Below are 14,116 nucleotides of genomic sequence, written 5' to 3'. Positions count from 1 at the left end.
CTTTACTTCCTTAAGGCAGCAAGCTCTTGACGTTGATCGGCTCGGCTTCGTTCTGTGCGGAGCCCTTGGGCTTGCCGCCGATGGCCATACCGGCAACGCGATAGAAGTTGTAGTCAGGGTTCTTGCCGGGTCCGGAGATCAGCAGGTCTTCCTTCTCGTACACCAGATCCTGACGCTTGAAGTCGGCCATCTCGAAGTCCGGCGTGAGCTGGATCGCGGTTGTCGGGCAGGCTTCTTCGCACAGGCCGCAGAAGATGCAGCGCGAAAAGTTGATGCGGAAGAAGTCGGGGTACCAGCGTCCGTCCTCTGTTTCGGCCTTCTGCAGCGAAATGCAGCCGACGGGGCAGGCTACTGCACACAGGTTGCATGCCACGCAGCGCTCTTCACCATCGGGGTCGCGGGTCAGGACGATGCGGCCGCGATAGCGGGGCGGAAGATAAACCTGCTCTTCGGGGTATTGCAGGGTGTCGCGCTTGCGAAAGCCGTGGCCGAAGACCATGACCAGGCTGCGCAACTGGGTACCCGTACCCTTAACGATGTCACCAATATATTTGAACATGGGTCAAATCCTCACTGAACCGAGCCTGCCGGTGTGTTCAACAACACAATCGCAGCAGTCACCAGCAAATTGATCAGGGTCAGCGGCAAACAGAACTTCCAGCTGAAATCCATGACCTGGTCATAACGCGGGCGCGGGATGGAGGCGCGCAGCAGGATGAACAGCATGATGAAAAACGCGGTTTTCAAGGCGAACCAGAAGAATGCCAGCGATGGCAGAATGTCGAACGGGCCGTGCCAGCCACCGAAGAACAGCGTCACCAGCAGCGCCGAGATCAAGATGATCCCGATGTATTCGCCCACGAAGAACATGCCCCATTTCATGCCGGCATATTCAATGTGGTAGCCGTCAGCCAGTTCCTGCTCGGCTTCCGGTTGGTCGAACGGGTGGCGGTGAGTGACCGCGACGCCTGCGATGAAGAACGTACAGAAGCCGAAGAACTGCGGAATGATGAACCACAGGTTCTGCGCCTGATATTCAACGATGTCGCGCATGTTGAACGAGCCGACCTGAACCACGATGCCCATCAGCGCAAGGCCCATGAACACTTCGTAGGACACGGTTTGTGCCGAAGCACGCAGGCTGCCCAGCAGGGCGAACTTGTTGTTGCTCGACCAGCCGGCGAACAGCACCGCATACACGGACAGACCGGCCATGGCGAAGAAGAACAACAGACCGATGTTCAGATCCGCGACGCCCCAGGTCGGGGTGATCGGGATGACCGCAAAGGCGATCAGCAGGGCGCTCATGGCAACCACCGGCGCCAGGGTGAAGATCACCTTGTCGGCGAACGGTGGGGTCCAGTCTTCCTTGAAGAACATCTTCAGCATGTCGGCTGCGATCTGGAACATGCCGAACGGACCCACACGGTTCGGACCATAACGGTCCTGCCACCAGCCCAGCAGACGACGTTCGATGAAGCTCAGCAGGGCACCACAAACCACGACCGCCAGCAACACCACGATGGCCTTGACCACTGCAATGATTGCGTCGATCACATCAGGGGTAAACCAGGTCATTGCGCTGCCTCCTGCAGACCGTCAACGGATTTGCCGAAGAGTGCTGGCGGAATGCCAGGCAGTCCTGCCGGCAATGCGACAAGGCCCGCGCCCAGTTCTTCGCTGATGCGCAACGGCAAGGTCAGCGTTTCACCGCCGATGCTCAAGGAGAGCAGGGCACCGTCGTTGACGCCGAGACGATCGGCTTCGGACTTGGCCACTGCGACATAGGCCTGCGGGATGCGTTCCTGAACCGGCGCGGCCAGAGACGAGGTTTCGTCGCTGCCAAACAGGTGGAAGAACGGCACGACCTGCCAGGTGCCGCGCTCTGGAGAGAACGCACGTGGCACGTTGGAGAACCACGACAGACCATCGCCCTGGCTTTCGATCAGGCGAGTGCCCGGGTCGCCGGCACGCAAGTGACCGCCGACTTCGTCCTGAAACTTGTTCCAGGCCTGCGGCGAGTTCCAGCCCGGCGACCAGGCGAATGGCACCTGCTGACGAGGCTCGGCCGAGCCCGAGTAGCCTTCCATGGAGAAGGAGAACGCTGTGTCGATGTCTTGCGAGGTGCGCGGCTCATGCACGCTGATATTGGCTCGCATCGCGGTACGGCCGCTATAACGCAGCGGTTCGCGAGCCAGTTTCAGGCCCTTTATGCGGAACGACGCAGACGGCGCGGCGTTGACGATACCCGCCAGTTGCAGGGTGCTGCTGGCGCAGGCCTCGGTGACGTGGTCGAGTTGCGTCCAGTCAACCGGCTTGTTCAGCAAGGTGGCACGCAGGGCATGCAACCAGCGCCAGCCTTCGTGGACCAGAATGCTCGCATCCAGATAGGTCGGATCGAAGACCTGGAAGAAGCGTTGGGCACGGCCTTCCTGGCTGACCAGTGTGCCGTCGCCTTCAGCGAAGCTGGCAGCTGGCAGGATCAGGTGGGCGCGGTCGCTGGTCGGGGTTTTCTGATGGTCAGCGACGATCACGACCTTCGCAGCGCTCAGTGCGGCGTCGACAATCTTGGCGTCCACACGACGATACAAATCGTTTTCCAGCACCACGATGGCGTCGGCCTTGCCGGAGATCACCGCTTGCAGCGCGGCATCTACGGACTCGCCGCCGAACATCGCCAGGCCCATGCTGTTGGCTTCAGGCACGATCAGGCTGATGGAACCCTGCTTGTCGCGCAGCTTCAAGGCCTTGGCGATGTTGGCAGCAGCTTCGATCAGCGCTGTCGAACCCAGCGAACTGCCGGAAATGATCAGCGGTCGTTTGGCAGCCAGCAGCGCATCGGCAATGCGTTGCGCCAGTTCCAGCGCCTCGCGGTCCAGACCATCGACGGCAGGTGCGCTGGCGTCCAGGGCATGAGCCACGGCAAAACCGATACGCGCCAGATCATCGGGCGCTGCATGTACGCATTCTTCTGCAACATCGTCGAGACGGGTTTCGGCGAGGCTGGCGATGAACAGCGGATTGAGCTCGTGCTGACCGATGTTCTTCACGGCCGCGTCGAGCCACGGCTGGACTTTCATCGCCGCAGCCATGTCTTCAGCCTTGCCTTTGACGGCTTGGCGCAAGCCCAGGGCCATACGTGCCGCCGTCTGGGTCAGGTCCTCGCCGAGGACGAAGATGGCATCGTGATCTTCGATGTCGCGCAGGGTCGGGATCGGCAGCGGGCTGTCGTTCAGGACCTTGAGGATGAGTCTGATACGCTCCAGCTCACCGGCTTCGATACCGCTATAGAAATGCTCGGCCCCCACCAGCTCACGCAGCGCATAGTTGCTTTCGAGGCTGGCGCGAGGAGAGCCGATACCGACGATGTTACGGCCGCGCAGCAGGTCCGCCGCCTTGTCCAGCGCCTCGTCCAGGCTCAGTTTGACCTGGCCGTCGACAAGCAATGGTTGGCGCGGGCGATCCTTGCGATTGACGTAACCGTAGCCGAAACGCCCGCGGTCGCAGAGGAAGTACTGGTTGACCGAGCCATTGTAACGGTTTTCGATGCGGCGCAATTCACCGTAGCGTTCACCCGGGCTGATGTTGCAGCCGCTGGAGCAACCGTGGCAGATGCTTGGTGAGAACTGCATGTCCCACTTGCGGTTGTAGCGCTCGGAGTGGGTCTTGTCCGTGAACACACCGGTCGGGCAGACCTCGGTGAGGTTGCCGGAGAACTCGCTTTCCAGCGTGCCGTCTTCAACGCGACCGAAGTACACGTTGTCATGGGCACCGTAGACGCCCAGGTCGGTGCCGCCCGCGTAGTCTTTATAAAAGCGTACACAGCGGTAACAGGCGATGCAGCGGTTCATCTCGTGCGCGATGAAAGGCCCCAGCTCCTGATTCTGGTGGGTACGTTTGGTGAAGCGATAACGGCGCTCGTTGTGGCCGGTCATCACGGTCATGTCCTGCAGGTGGCAGTGACCGCCTTCCTCGCAGACCGGGCAGTCATGCGGGTGGTTGGTCATCAGCCATTCGACGACACTGGCCCGGAAGGCCTTGGACTCATCGTCTTCGATGGAAATCCAGGTGTTGTCGGTGGCTGGCGTCATGCAGGACATGACGATACGACCGCGTGTGTCGTTCTCGTCGGTGTACTGCTTGACCGCACACTGGCGACAGGCGCCAACGCTGCCAAGGGCAGGGTGCCAGCAGAAATAAGGGATATCGAGGCCCAGCGACAGACATGCCTGTAACAGGTTGTCTGCACCATCGACTTCGAGCGCTTTGCCGTCTACGTGAATAGTAGCCATGGTTCAAAGGTCTTCGTTGGCCCGTTGTCAGCGGGCGTGGCTAATGGAATCTCGGTAGTACCCGTATCGTTCAGCCCGGAGGACGTCAGCAGGTACGAGGACGGCAGCCCGAACAGCCGCCGACCGTTGTGTCTTGTTATGCGCCGACCACTGTCGGACTTTTGCCCGGAACGAGCGTGGCTGCGCTGGCTGGCGCTATACCGGCTTCGAACTCTGAGCGGAAATACTTGATCGCACTGCCCAAGGGTTCAACGGCGCCCGGTGCATGGGCACAGAAGGTCTTGCCAGGGCCGAGGAAATTGACTAGACCCAGCAGGGTTTCGATATCACCCGGCTGACCCTGACCGTTCTCGATGGCGCGAAGCATTTTCACGCTCCATGGCAAACCGTCGCGGCATGGCGTGCAGAAGCCACAGGACTCCTGAGCGAAAAACTCTTCCATGTTGCGCAGCAGCGAGACCATGTTGACCGAATCGTCGACCGCCATCGCCAGACCCGTACCCATCCGGGTGCCGACCTTGGCGATACCGCCTGCATACATCTGGGCGTCCAGATGCTCAGGCAGCAGGAACCCCGTACCGGCGCCTCCGGGTTGCCAGCACTTGAGCTTGAAGCCATCGCGCATGCCGCCGGCGTAGTCTTCGAACAGTTCGCGAGCCTGTACGCCGAAAGGCAGCTCCCACAAACCGGGGTTTTTGACCTTGCCGGAGAAGCCCATCAGCTTGGTGCCGTGGTCTTCACTGCCTTCGCGAGCCAGCGACTTGTACCAGTCGTTGCCGTTGTTGACGATGGCAGGCACATTGCACAGGGTCTCGACGTTGTTCACACAGGTCGGCTTGCCCCACACGCCTACTGCAGCGGGGAAGGGCGGCTTGGAGCGCGGGTTGGCGCGGCGGCCTTCCAGCGAGTTGATCAGTGCGGTTTCTTCACCGCAAATGTAGCGACCGGCACCGGTGTGCACGAACAGTTCGAAGTCGAACCCGGTGCCGAGAATGTTCTTGCCCAGCAAACCGGCGGCCTTGGCTTCCGCCACTGCGCGATTGAGGTGCTTGGCCGCAGTGACGTATTCGCCGCGCAGGAAGATATAGCCGCGATAGGCTTTCAGCGCACGGGCACTGATCAGCATGCCCTCGACCAGCAGATGGGGCAGTTGCTCCATCAGCATGCGGTCTTTCCAGGTGTTGGGCTCCATCTCGTCCGCGTTGCACAGCAGGTAGCGGATGTTCATGGATTCGTCTTTGGGCATCAGGCCCCATTTCACACCGGTGGGGAAGCCTGCGCCACCGCGGCCCTTGAGGCCGGAATCCTTGACCGACTGGACGATATCGTCAGGCGCCTGTTGCGTCAGCGCCTTGCGCGCTGCGGCATAGCCGTCCTTGGTCTGGTACTCGTCGAGCCAGACCGGTTCGCCGTCGTCGCGCAGACGCCAGGTCAGCGGATGGGTTTCTGCCGTGCGCGCAATGCGGTTGGCAGGGCCGAAGGAAGTGATGGTCATAGGTAACCCTCCAGCATCTTGGCAACGCCAGCAGGCTGTACATCGCCGAAAGTGTCGTCGTCGACCATCACGGCCGGCGCCTTGTCACAGTTGCCGAGGCAGCAGACCGGCAGCAGTGTGAAACGACCGTCGGCGGTGGTCTGACCCAGGCCGATGCCCAGTGAGTTCTTGATCTCGTCGACCACGTTTTCGTGGCCGCCGATGAAGCACACCATGCTGTTGCAGACGCGAATGATGTGACGCCCGACCGGCTGGCGAAAGATCTGGCTGTAGAAGGTGGCAACGCCTTCGACGTCGCTGGCGGGAATGCCCAGCAGGTCGCCGATCGCGTAAATCGCGCCGTCGGGCACCCAGCCACGTTCCTTCTGAACAATTTTCAGGGCTTCGATGGACGCCGCGCGCGGGTCCTCGTAGTGATGCATCTCATGCTCGATGGCCGAGCGCTCGGTTTCGCTCAGCGCGAAACGGTCTGTCTGGATTAGCGGGCTATTCATGCTTAGCGGTCCACGTCGGCCATAACGAAATCGATACTACCCAGGTACGCGATCAAGTCCGCGACCATGCTGCCTTTGATCACCGAAGGGATCTGCTGCAGGTGCGGGTAACTCGGGGTGCGGATCCGGGTACGGTAGCTCATGGTGCCGCCGTCGCTCGTCAGGTAATAGCTGTTGATACCCTTGGTCGCTTCGATCATCTGGAAGGACTCGTTGGCCGGCATGACCGGGCCCCACGAAACCTGCAGGAAGTGCGTGATCAGGGTTTCGATGTGCTGCAGGGTGCGCTCTTTCGGCGGCGGCGTGGTCAGCGGGTGATCCGCCTTGTACGGGCCTTCCGGCATGTTGCGCATGCACTGGTCGATGATCTTGATGCTCTGGCGCATCTCTTCGACGCGGACCATGCAGCGGTCATAGGCATCGCCATTGGCGGCCAGCGGCACTTCGAATTCGAAGTTCTCGTAGCCCGAGTAAGGGCGCGCCTTGCGCAGGTCGAAATCGCAACCGGTGGAGCGCAGGCCTGCACCGGTGACGCCCCATTCGAGGGCTTCCTTGGTGTTGTAGGCGGCGACGCCGACGGTACGACCCTTGAGAATGCTGTTCTGCAGGGCAGCCTTGGTGTATTCGTCCAGGCGCTTGGGCAGCCAGTCGACGAAGTCCTTGACCAGTTTTTCCCAGCCACGCGGCAGGTCGTGAGCGACCCCACCGATGCGGTACCAGGCAGGGTGCAGACGGAAGCCGGTAATCGCTTCGATCACGGTGTAGGCTTTCTGGCGGTCGGTGAACGTGAAAAACACCGGTGTCATGGCGCCTACGTCCTGAATGTAGGTACCCAGGAACAGCAGGTGACTGGTGATACGGAAGAACTCGGCCATCATGATGCGGATGACGTCGACTTTTTCCGGCACCTTGATGCCTGCCAGTTTCTCGACCGAGAGCACATAAGGCAGGTTGTTCATCACCCCGCCCAGGTAATCGATACGGTCAGTGTAGGGAATGAAGCTGTGCCAGGACTGGCGTTCGGCCATTTTCTCGGCACCACGGTGGTGGTAGCCGATGTCCGGAACGCAGTCGACGATCTCTTCGCCGTCCAGTTGCAGAATGATACGGAACGCGCCGTGAGCAGAAGGGTGGTTCGGCCCCAGGTTGAGGAACATGTAGTCCTCGTTGGCGCCAGAGCGTTTCATGCCCCAGTCTTCCGGACGGAAGCGTGCGGCTTCCTCTTCCAGTTGCTGTTTGGCGAGGGTCAGGCTGTACGGGTCGAATTCCGTTGCACGGGCAGGGAAGTCCTTGCGCAGCGGATGACCTTCCCAGGTCGGCGGCATCATGATGCGGCTCAGGTGCGGGTGGCCTGGGAAGTCGATGCCGAACATGTCCCACACTTCACGCTCGTACCAGTTGGCGTTCGGCCAGATGCTGGTAATCGTCGGTACGCTCAGGTCGCTTTCGGAAAGCGCTACCTTGATCATCACGTCGCTGTTTCGCTCGATCGACAGCAGGTGATAGAACACGGTGAAGTCTGCACCGGGCAGACCACGACGGTTTGTACGCAGACGCTCGTCCACGCCATGCAGGTCATAGAGCATGGAGTAGGGCTTGGGCACGTTGCGCAGGAACGTCAGAATTTCAAACAGTCGGGCGCGCTCGACCCACAGCACGGGCATGCCGGTGCGAGTCGGCTGGGCAGTGAAAGCCTCGGCACCAAAACGGTTGTTCAGTTCAACGACGACATCTTGGTCGTCAGCCTTGTAAGGCGGGATGTACAGAGCGTTGTCTGCAGTCATAGGTCTCAATCACTTCGGTCAACGTACAGAATCAACCCCGGTTCTTGTCTTTTTTATAAGAAGAACGGGCTGGATCAGACTTCGTCGGGGCTGCGCAGGTTGGTCACCTGAATACGCTGTTCGCGGCGCTGTTCCTTTTGCGATGGCATCTCGGCGCGATACACGCCTTGATCGCCAACGACCCAGGAAAGAGGGCGACGCTCCTTGCCGATGGATTCCTGCAACAGCATCAAGCCTTGCAGAAACGCTTCGGGGCGGGGCGGGCAGCCGGGCACGTAGACATCCACGGGAAGGAATTTGTCCACCCCCTGGACCACTGAGTAGATGTCGTACATGCCACCGGAGTTGGCACACGAACCCATGGAAATGACCCACTTGGGTTCGAGCATTTGCTCGTAGAGACGCTGGATGATCGGCGCCATCTTGATGAAGCAGGTACCGGCAATGACCATGAAATCCGCCTGTCGTGGCGACGCCCGGATCACTTCAGCGCCAAAGCGCGCGATGTCGTGGGGTGCCGTGAAGGCGGTGGTCATTTCCACATAGCAGCACGACAGGCCGAAGTTGTAGGGCCACAGGGAGTTTTTACGTCCCCAGTTGACCGCACCGTTCAGCACGTCTTCCAGCTTGCCCATGTAGATGTTTTTGTGGACTTGATCTTCTAACGGATCGGAAACGGTTTCCCGTTTGCCGATGGGGTACTGCTCGTTAGGAGCGTCCGGGTCGATCCTGGTGAGATTATATTGCATCGCCAAAGCCTCATTGTTTCAGCTTCGCTTGCCGATTACGGCGACCTTCAGGAGCCCAGTCAAGAGCACCAACCCGCCATAGGTAGACAAGACCTGCCAACAGAATTGCTATGAAAACGAGAGCTTCGACGAATCCGGTCCAGCCGCTTTCGCGGACGGACACAGACCAGGCAAAGAGAAAGAGGGCTTCAATGTCAAAGATCACGAAAAGCATCGCGACCAGATAGAATTTTGCGGAGAGACGCAGGCGCGCACTGCCGGTAGGCAGCATGCCGGATTCGAAAGGTTCGTTCTTGCTGCGGCCCCAGGCCTTGCTTCCGAGCAGGCTGGAGAGACCGAGCATGAAGGCGCAAAGGCCGACAACACCCAAAAGGAAAATGGCGAAGCCCCAGTTATGGGCAATCAGACCTGTCGATTCGGGCATGCTGTCAGTCCTTGTTAGAGAGCAAAGGTCTCTGTGCTTGATAAAGAGTCGAGGCAGTGACGAAATGTCGCAGTGCGGTCAACGGATTGATTTTATGTGCAAACAGTTGGCAAGTAAATTTTCTACATCAAATTTATTTACGGAATTAATTGCCCAAGGCCTTTCAGGGAGGCTGCAGGGCCTGCCGGGCGGGCATCAGCGGGGATTTCGTTAATTATGTTTCTTGACCGAGAAAAGCAGGAAAACGCAATTTGAATGATAATTAATATCATTTGAAGTGGTCTTGATAGTTCAGCGTTCGGTAGTCGGCGCATAGTGGGTAACGGTACTGATTATAAAGTACGCCTTTTGTAGCATTCGCCCGGCAACTGCATATTGTCCGAAATCAATACCGGCACCTTCTGACACAAAAGACAGACCGCCCTGACGGACGGCCTGTGTTTTCAACGCGTTGCGCGGTGTATCAGTGGAATTGCTCTTCTTCGGTCGAGCCGGTGAGTGCGGTTACCGACGATACGCCGCCCTGAATCACGGTCGTCATGTCGTCGAAATAGCCGGTACCCACTTCCTGCTGGTGAGCCACGAAGGTATAACCCTTGGCAGCGTCGGCGAATTCCTGTTCCTGCAGCTTCACGTAGGCGGTCATGTCGTTGCGGGCGTAGTCATGCGCCAGATTGAACATGCTGTGCCACATGTTGTGAATGCCTGCCAGGGTAATGAACTGGTGCTTGTACCCCATCGCCGACAGCTCGCGCTGAAATTTGGCAATGGTTGCGTCGTCGAGGTTTTTCTTCCAGTTGAAGGACGGCGAGCAGTTGTAGGACAGCAACTGATCCGGGTATTCCTTTTTGATCGCTTCGGCGAAGCGGCGTGCCTCGTCCAGATCCGGCCTGGCGGTTTCGCACCAGATCAGATCGGCATAAGGCGCGTACGCCAGACCGCGTGCGATGGCCTGATCGAGGCCGGCGCGAACCTTGTAGAACCCCTCATGAGTCCGTTCGCCGGTCACGAACGGCTTGTCATAGGGGTCGCAATCGGAAGTCAGCAGGTCGGCAGCGTTGGCATCAGTCCGGGCCAGAATGATGGTCGGTACACCGGCCACGTCGGCGGCCAGGCGTGCAGCGACCAGTTTCTGTATGGCTTCCTGAGTCGGGACCAGCACTTTGCCGCCCATGTGGCCACATTTCTTCACTGAAGCCAGTTGATCTTCGAAGTGCACCCCGGCGGCACCGGCCTCGATCATGCTTTTCATCAGCTCATAGGCATTGAGTACACCGCCGAATCCGGCTTCCGCGTCTGCCACGATCGGAGCGAAGTAGTCGATGTAGCCTTCGTCGCCCGGCGCCTTGCCGGCTTTCCACTGGATCTGGTCGGCACGGCGGAACGAGTTGTTGATGCGCTTGACCACGGTAGGCACCGAGTCAACCGGGTACAGCGACTGATCCGGGTACATGGACTCGGCAGAGTTGTTGTCGGCGGCGACCTGCCAGCCGGAAAGGTAGATGGCCTGAATGCCGGCCTTGACCTGCTGCACAGCCTGGCCACCGGTGAGGGCGCCCATGCAATTGACGAAATCCTTGTCCGGCCGAAAGGACGGTTTGGCACCCTGGGTCACCAGGTTCCACAGCTTGTGCGCGCCCAGCCGTGCAAAGGTGTGTTCGGGTTGAACCGAGCCGCGCAGGCGGACCACATCTGCAGCGGAATAAGTACGGGTCACGTTTTTCCAGCGCGGATTTTCAGCCCAGTCTTTCTCGAGAGCCGCTATTTGTTGTTCGCGTGTCAGTGCCATGGTGATAAACCTCTAGAAGTAGGTCTCGTTGGAAAGTCCTGCTCCGCCAAAACGCCTCGTTTATCGAAGGCACGGTAGATGGCTGCTCGCTGATCCGGGGTTTTGCCTGAAGCCGCATGTTATGAGTGGCGCGACGGGCGAACGAGGTGCTCGAGGGGAGAGCGGGCGTCCGGACATGAGGCTGTCAGGTGGACAGTCGGGCCTGCAGTGGCGTTGTGCATCACCGTCGGCCTTGCCGGGTTACCGTTTACGCTTCCGTCCCTCGGGACAACCTCGTTCCAGTCGCAACCTCGTCAAACTGCCTTGTGGGCGATGCGGACACGAATCGGCTCTGCGGGTGTGTGAGAGCGGCGACTCGAAGGCTTTTTGCAAAGCCTCTGATTAGCGGGAGCGAGGCAATCATGCCTCGCACTTTAGGGGGCGTCAAACGTTTTGTAGTGCTTTTTTTAAATCACTACATATTTGTGAAAAGTAGACCGGGCAGTCATCAAAAGGCCCGTAAGTATTGGGTTTTCAGCCCATGCAGGCTATTCGAGGGTTTCGACCTTTACACGCAAAATCATATCGTCACGACCCTGTGTGGAATAGCGTTGCGCCAGGCCACTTTGATCCGCGACGGATTCATTGCTGTTGCTCGCCAGTGTGATCCATTCTCCCAGCCGTCCGCTGACCTGGCTGTCAGTACTCTGAACCTTGATAGCGTCGGGTCGCTCCTGGCTCATGCGGTCATGATTGGTGCTGATACTCAGGTGAACCGTGTCGCCGGTTACGCTGGCCGTGACGTAAAAACCTTGGGTTACATTGCGGTACTCGGTGTCGCTTCGGGAATATCCGTAGGCGTCCGTGGATGAGGAGGTCAGCGGCACACTCTGGCCAACCTGTATGAGTGCAGGGGTGCCCTCGCTGGTCTGCACTTGTTGCACGCCGCCTTCACGGCTGGCGGTACCGTACTGAATAACCCGCGAGCCACTGCTGCTGCGGGTCGCGCTGTCGCTGGTGTCGACGCTGATCAGCAAGCGTTTCGGTGCCGTATCGAGCTGCGAGATCAAGGCGCGAAGTTCTTCGATCTTGCGTGACTCTGCATTCACGATCAGTTGATTGCCGTAGGCGCTGACGGTGCCTTCGTCACCCAGAAAGGATTTGGCGACCGGCAACAGATCGGCACTGGTGCGGTAGTTGAGCGGGACGACTTCGGTCGCCGCGAAGACCTGAGCGCTGAAGACGATCAGCATCGAGGTGAGCGCTGCATTGAGCAAGTTGCGTACTGACATGTTCATTCTCCGCGGTAAGCGCGTAAAGCATGATTGTGCCACTGTGTCGGCTGCAGGCAATCAAGCTGAATGGTCAGGCATAAAAATGCCCTGCGGCTTTTCGGTTCGACCTTGAGGGGGCGAGCGAAAAAGAGCAGGGCGATCATCATGTAGTGCCGCTGCAAGCGCCTACATAACTGCGTTGATCACGCTTCGCGGAGCATATCAACGTGTGGCAGGCCGGCTTCGAGAAACTCGTCGCTGATAACCGAAAAGCCGAAGCGCTGATAAAACTCGACGGCCTGCACCTGAGCGCTCAGCTTGAGCGGCTTGAGCCCACGCTGTTCGGCTTCATGGATCACTGCACCCAACAGAGCCTCGCCGACCTTCAGGCCACGCCAGTCTCTCAGGACTGACAGGCGACCGATCTCGCCATCGGGCAGCAGTCGGGCAGTGCCCACCGCATATTCACCCTCGTACGCAAGAAAATGCACGGCACCTGCGTCTTCGGCATCCCACTCCAGTTCCGGAGGCACCGATTGTTCGGCAATGAATACCGAATCGCGTATGCGCCGGATATCGGCGTTGTTCTTCTGCCATTGGGCGACAGTTACAGTGACTTTATTCATCGGCAAATCCCAGGCTTCCTTGTTTTACGAGTTCGCAAAGCAAATTGCGCCCCTCGTCATCGGCCAACCATTGGCCAAGGTTTTCGCTGTGCAATGCATCGGCGGCACAGATCAGTTTGAGCAGGTCACGCAGGCTGCCCGGCAGCAGGCGGCTCTGGCCACTGGCAAACAGTAGCAGATCGTCATCGACTTCAGACCACGCCAGCCGTGCGCTCGGGTTACGAATCAGCACCGCCCCCTGCTCAAGGCTGTCGAGCAGGTCCTGTTCGTCGAGCTCTGGGCCGGTCACCAGTTCCGGGTAGCGCGGTTCGGTCATGAACTGGCCGAACCAGGTCAGCAGCAGGCGTTCGTCACTCATGTGCTCGGCCAGCAGCGTTTTCAGGCGATCAAGCGCTTCATGCTGGATCTGATGAGGATCGCTGACCGGCTGGGCGTCAGCATCGGTGTAGCGCTCTTCGTCCGGTATGAACTGGCTGAGGAAGTCAGTGAAGTGAGTCAGGACTTCGGCGGCGCTTGGTGCACGGAAACCGACCGAGTAGGTCAGGCAGTCGTCGACGGCGACGCCGCAGTGCGCCAGGCGCGGCGGTAGATAAAGCATGTCGCCCGGTTCCAGCGTCCACTCTTCGGTCTTCTCGAATTCGGCAAGGATGCGCAGGTCGGCATGCTGCAGCAGCGGGCTTTCCGCATCGCACATCTGGCCGATCTGCCAGTGGCGTTTGCCATGCCCCTGAAGCAGGAACACATCATAGTTGTCGAAGTGCGGACCGACGCTGCCGCCAGGGGCTGCGTAGCTGATCATCACATCGTCAATCCGCCAGCTGGGCAGAAAGCGGAAGTTTTCCAGCAGCTCGCTGACTTCCGGAACGAATTGGTCCACGGCCTGGACCAGCAGCGTCCAGTCGCGCTCGGGCAGTTTGCTGAATTCGTCTTCAGCGAACGGGCCACGACGCAGCTCCCACGGGCGCTCGCCGTTTTCGATGACCAGGCGCGACTCCACTTCTTCTTCCAGGGCGAGGCCGGCAAGCTCGTCCGCGTCGATCGGGCTTTGAAAGTCCGGCAGAGCCTGGCGGATCAGCAGCGGTTTTTTCTGCCAGTAGTCACGTAGGAAAACGCGAGCAGTGATGCCGCCCAGAAGTTGTAGAGGAATATCAGGATTCATGTGTAAGCCCTTGAAATGAAAACGCCCGGCACAGCCGGGCGTGTGCAATTT

Annotated in this window: 12 protein-coding genes; all 12 read right to left on the bottom strand. The window is 59.3% G+C overall.

Translation table 11 applies throughout. The features are described from left to right. Nucleotides 1-10: 10 nt before the first annotated feature. Nucleotides 11-559, bottom strand: coding sequence for an NADH-quinone oxidoreductase subunit NuoI (nuoI, locus tag BLR16_RS04360; RefSeq protein ID WP_002554018.1), 549 nt, complete (start codon nucleotides 557-559; stop codon nucleotides 11-13). An 11-nt stretch (nucleotides 560-570) separates the two neighbouring features. Next, a complete protein-coding gene (nuoH, locus tag BLR16_RS04355; RefSeq protein ID WP_003371726.1) occupies nucleotides 571-1,578 on the bottom strand; it encodes an NADH-quinone oxidoreductase subunit NuoH in 1,008 nt (335 codons plus the stop codon). After that, a complete protein-coding gene (gene nuoG / locus BLR16_RS04350) occupies nucleotides 1,575-4,292 on the bottom strand; it encodes an NADH-quinone oxidoreductase subunit NuoG (protein WP_074805959.1) in 2,718 nt (905 codons plus the stop codon). The genes nuoH and nuoG overlap by 4 nt, the downstream gene beginning before the upstream one ends. 136 nt (nucleotides 4,293-4,428) lie before the next feature. After that, entirely contained in the window at nucleotides 4,429-5,787 is a 1,359-nt protein-coding gene (gene nuoF / locus BLR16_RS04345) for an NADH-quinone oxidoreductase subunit NuoF (RefSeq protein WP_003405108.1), read from the bottom strand. Then, a complete protein-coding gene (gene nuoE / locus BLR16_RS04340) occupies nucleotides 5,784-6,281 on the bottom strand; it encodes an NADH-quinone oxidoreductase subunit NuoE (protein WP_003371730.1) in 498 nt (165 codons plus the stop codon). The genes nuoF and nuoE overlap by 4 nt, the downstream gene beginning before the upstream one ends. Before the next feature lie 2 nt (nucleotides 6,282-6,283). After that, a complete protein-coding gene (gene nuoC, locus BLR16_RS04335) occupies nucleotides 6,284-8,065 on the bottom strand; it encodes an NADH-quinone oxidoreductase subunit C/D (RefSeq protein WP_002554013.1) in 1,782 nt (593 codons plus the stop codon). Nucleotides 8,066-8,139: 74 nt separating this feature from the next. After that, a complete protein-coding gene (locus tag BLR16_RS04330; protein WP_002554012.1) occupies nucleotides 8,140-8,814 on the bottom strand; it encodes a NuoB/complex I 20 kDa subunit family protein in 675 nt (224 codons plus the stop codon). Nucleotides 8,815-8,824: 10 nt separating this feature from the next. Further along, nucleotides 8,825-9,238 carry an NADH-quinone oxidoreductase subunit A gene (locus BLR16_RS04325; RefSeq protein WP_002554011.1) on the bottom strand — a complete coding sequence of 138 codons (414 nt, stop codon included), beginning with the start codon at nucleotides 9,236-9,238 and terminating at the stop codon, nucleotides 8,825-8,827. A gap of 463 nt (nucleotides 9,239-9,701) precedes the next feature. Beyond that, entirely contained in the window at nucleotides 9,702-11,027 is a 1,326-nt protein-coding gene (aceA, locus tag BLR16_RS04320; RefSeq protein ID WP_003436019.1) for an isocitrate lyase, read from the bottom strand. A gap of 527 nt (nucleotides 11,028-11,554) precedes the next feature. Then, nucleotides 11,555-12,298, bottom strand: a complete 744-nt coding sequence (locus tag BLR16_RS04315; protein ID WP_003436018.1) for a secretin N-terminal domain-containing protein — start codon at nucleotides 12,296-12,298, stop codon at nucleotides 11,555-11,557. Between the two features lie 185 nt (nucleotides 12,299-12,483). Further along, nucleotides 12,484-12,906, bottom strand: coding sequence for a GNAT family N-acetyltransferase (locus tag BLR16_RS04310; RefSeq protein WP_003371737.1), 423 nt, complete (start codon nucleotides 12,904-12,906; stop codon nucleotides 12,484-12,486). Next, complete coding sequence (locus BLR16_RS04305; RefSeq protein WP_065349569.1) at nucleotides 12,899-14,065, bottom strand: ribosomal protein uL16 3-hydroxylase; 1,167 nt, start codon at nucleotides 14,063-14,065, stop codon at nucleotides 12,899-12,901. Before BLR16_RS04305 ends, BLR16_RS04310 begins: the two co-directional genes overlap by 8 nt. Nucleotides 14,066-14,116 lie beyond the last annotated feature (51 nt).

Origin of the sequence: Pseudomonas sp. BS3767 (assembly GCF_900099665.1) — a bacterium.
GTDB classification, from domain to species: domain Bacteria; phylum Pseudomonadota; class Gammaproteobacteria; order Pseudomonadales; family Pseudomonadaceae; genus Aquipseudomonas; species Aquipseudomonas cerasi.
Note: the sequence above shows the minus strand (reverse complement) of the source record. Positions and strands in the feature narration are given on the sequence as shown.

Excerpts from the sequence above, each read along its gene's own strand:
- BLR16_RS04330 (WP_002554012.1), bottom strand. The coding sequence starts at position 8,814 with ATGCAATATAATCTCACCAGGATCGACCCGGACGCTCCTAACGAGCAG.
- nuoC (WP_002554013.1), bottom strand. The coding sequence starts at position 8,065 with ATGACTGCAGACAACGCTCTGTACATCCCGCCTTACAAGGCTGACGAC.
- aceA (WP_003436019.1), bottom strand. The coding sequence starts at position 11,027 with ATGGCACTGACACGCGAACAACAAATAGCGGCTCTCGAGAAAGACTGG.
- nuoI (WP_002554018.1), bottom strand. The coding sequence starts at position 559 with ATGTTCAAATATATTGGTGACATCGTTAAGGGTACGGGTACCCAGTTG.
- BLR16_RS04305 (WP_065349569.1), bottom strand. The coding sequence starts at position 14,065 with ATGAATCCTGATATTCCTCTACAACTTCTGGGCGGCATCACTGCTCGC.
- nuoH (WP_003371726.1), bottom strand. The coding sequence starts at position 1,578 with ATGACCTGGTTTACCCCTGATGTGATCGACGCAATCATTGCAGTGGTC.
- BLR16_RS04325 (WP_002554011.1), bottom strand. The coding sequence starts at position 9,238 with ATGCCCGAATCGACAGGTCTGATTGCCCATAACTGGGGCTTCGCCATT.
- BLR16_RS04315 (WP_003436018.1), bottom strand. The coding sequence starts at position 12,298 with ATGTCAGTACGCAACTTGCTCAATGCAGCGCTCACCTCGATGCTGATC.
- BLR16_RS04310 (WP_003371737.1), bottom strand. The coding sequence starts at position 12,906 with ATGAATAAAGTCACTGTAACTGTCGCCCAATGGCAGAAGAACAACGCC.
- nuoF (WP_003405108.1), bottom strand. The coding sequence starts at position 5,787 with ATGACCATCACTTCCTTCGGCCCTGCCAACCGCATTGCGCGCACGGCA.
- nuoE (WP_003371730.1), bottom strand. The coding sequence starts at position 6,281 with ATGAATAGCCCGCTAATCCAGACAGACCGTTTCGCGCTGAGCGAAACC.
- nuoG (WP_074805959.1), bottom strand. The coding sequence starts at position 4,292 with ATGGCTACTATTCACGTAGACGGCAAAGCGCTCGAAGTCGATGGTGCA.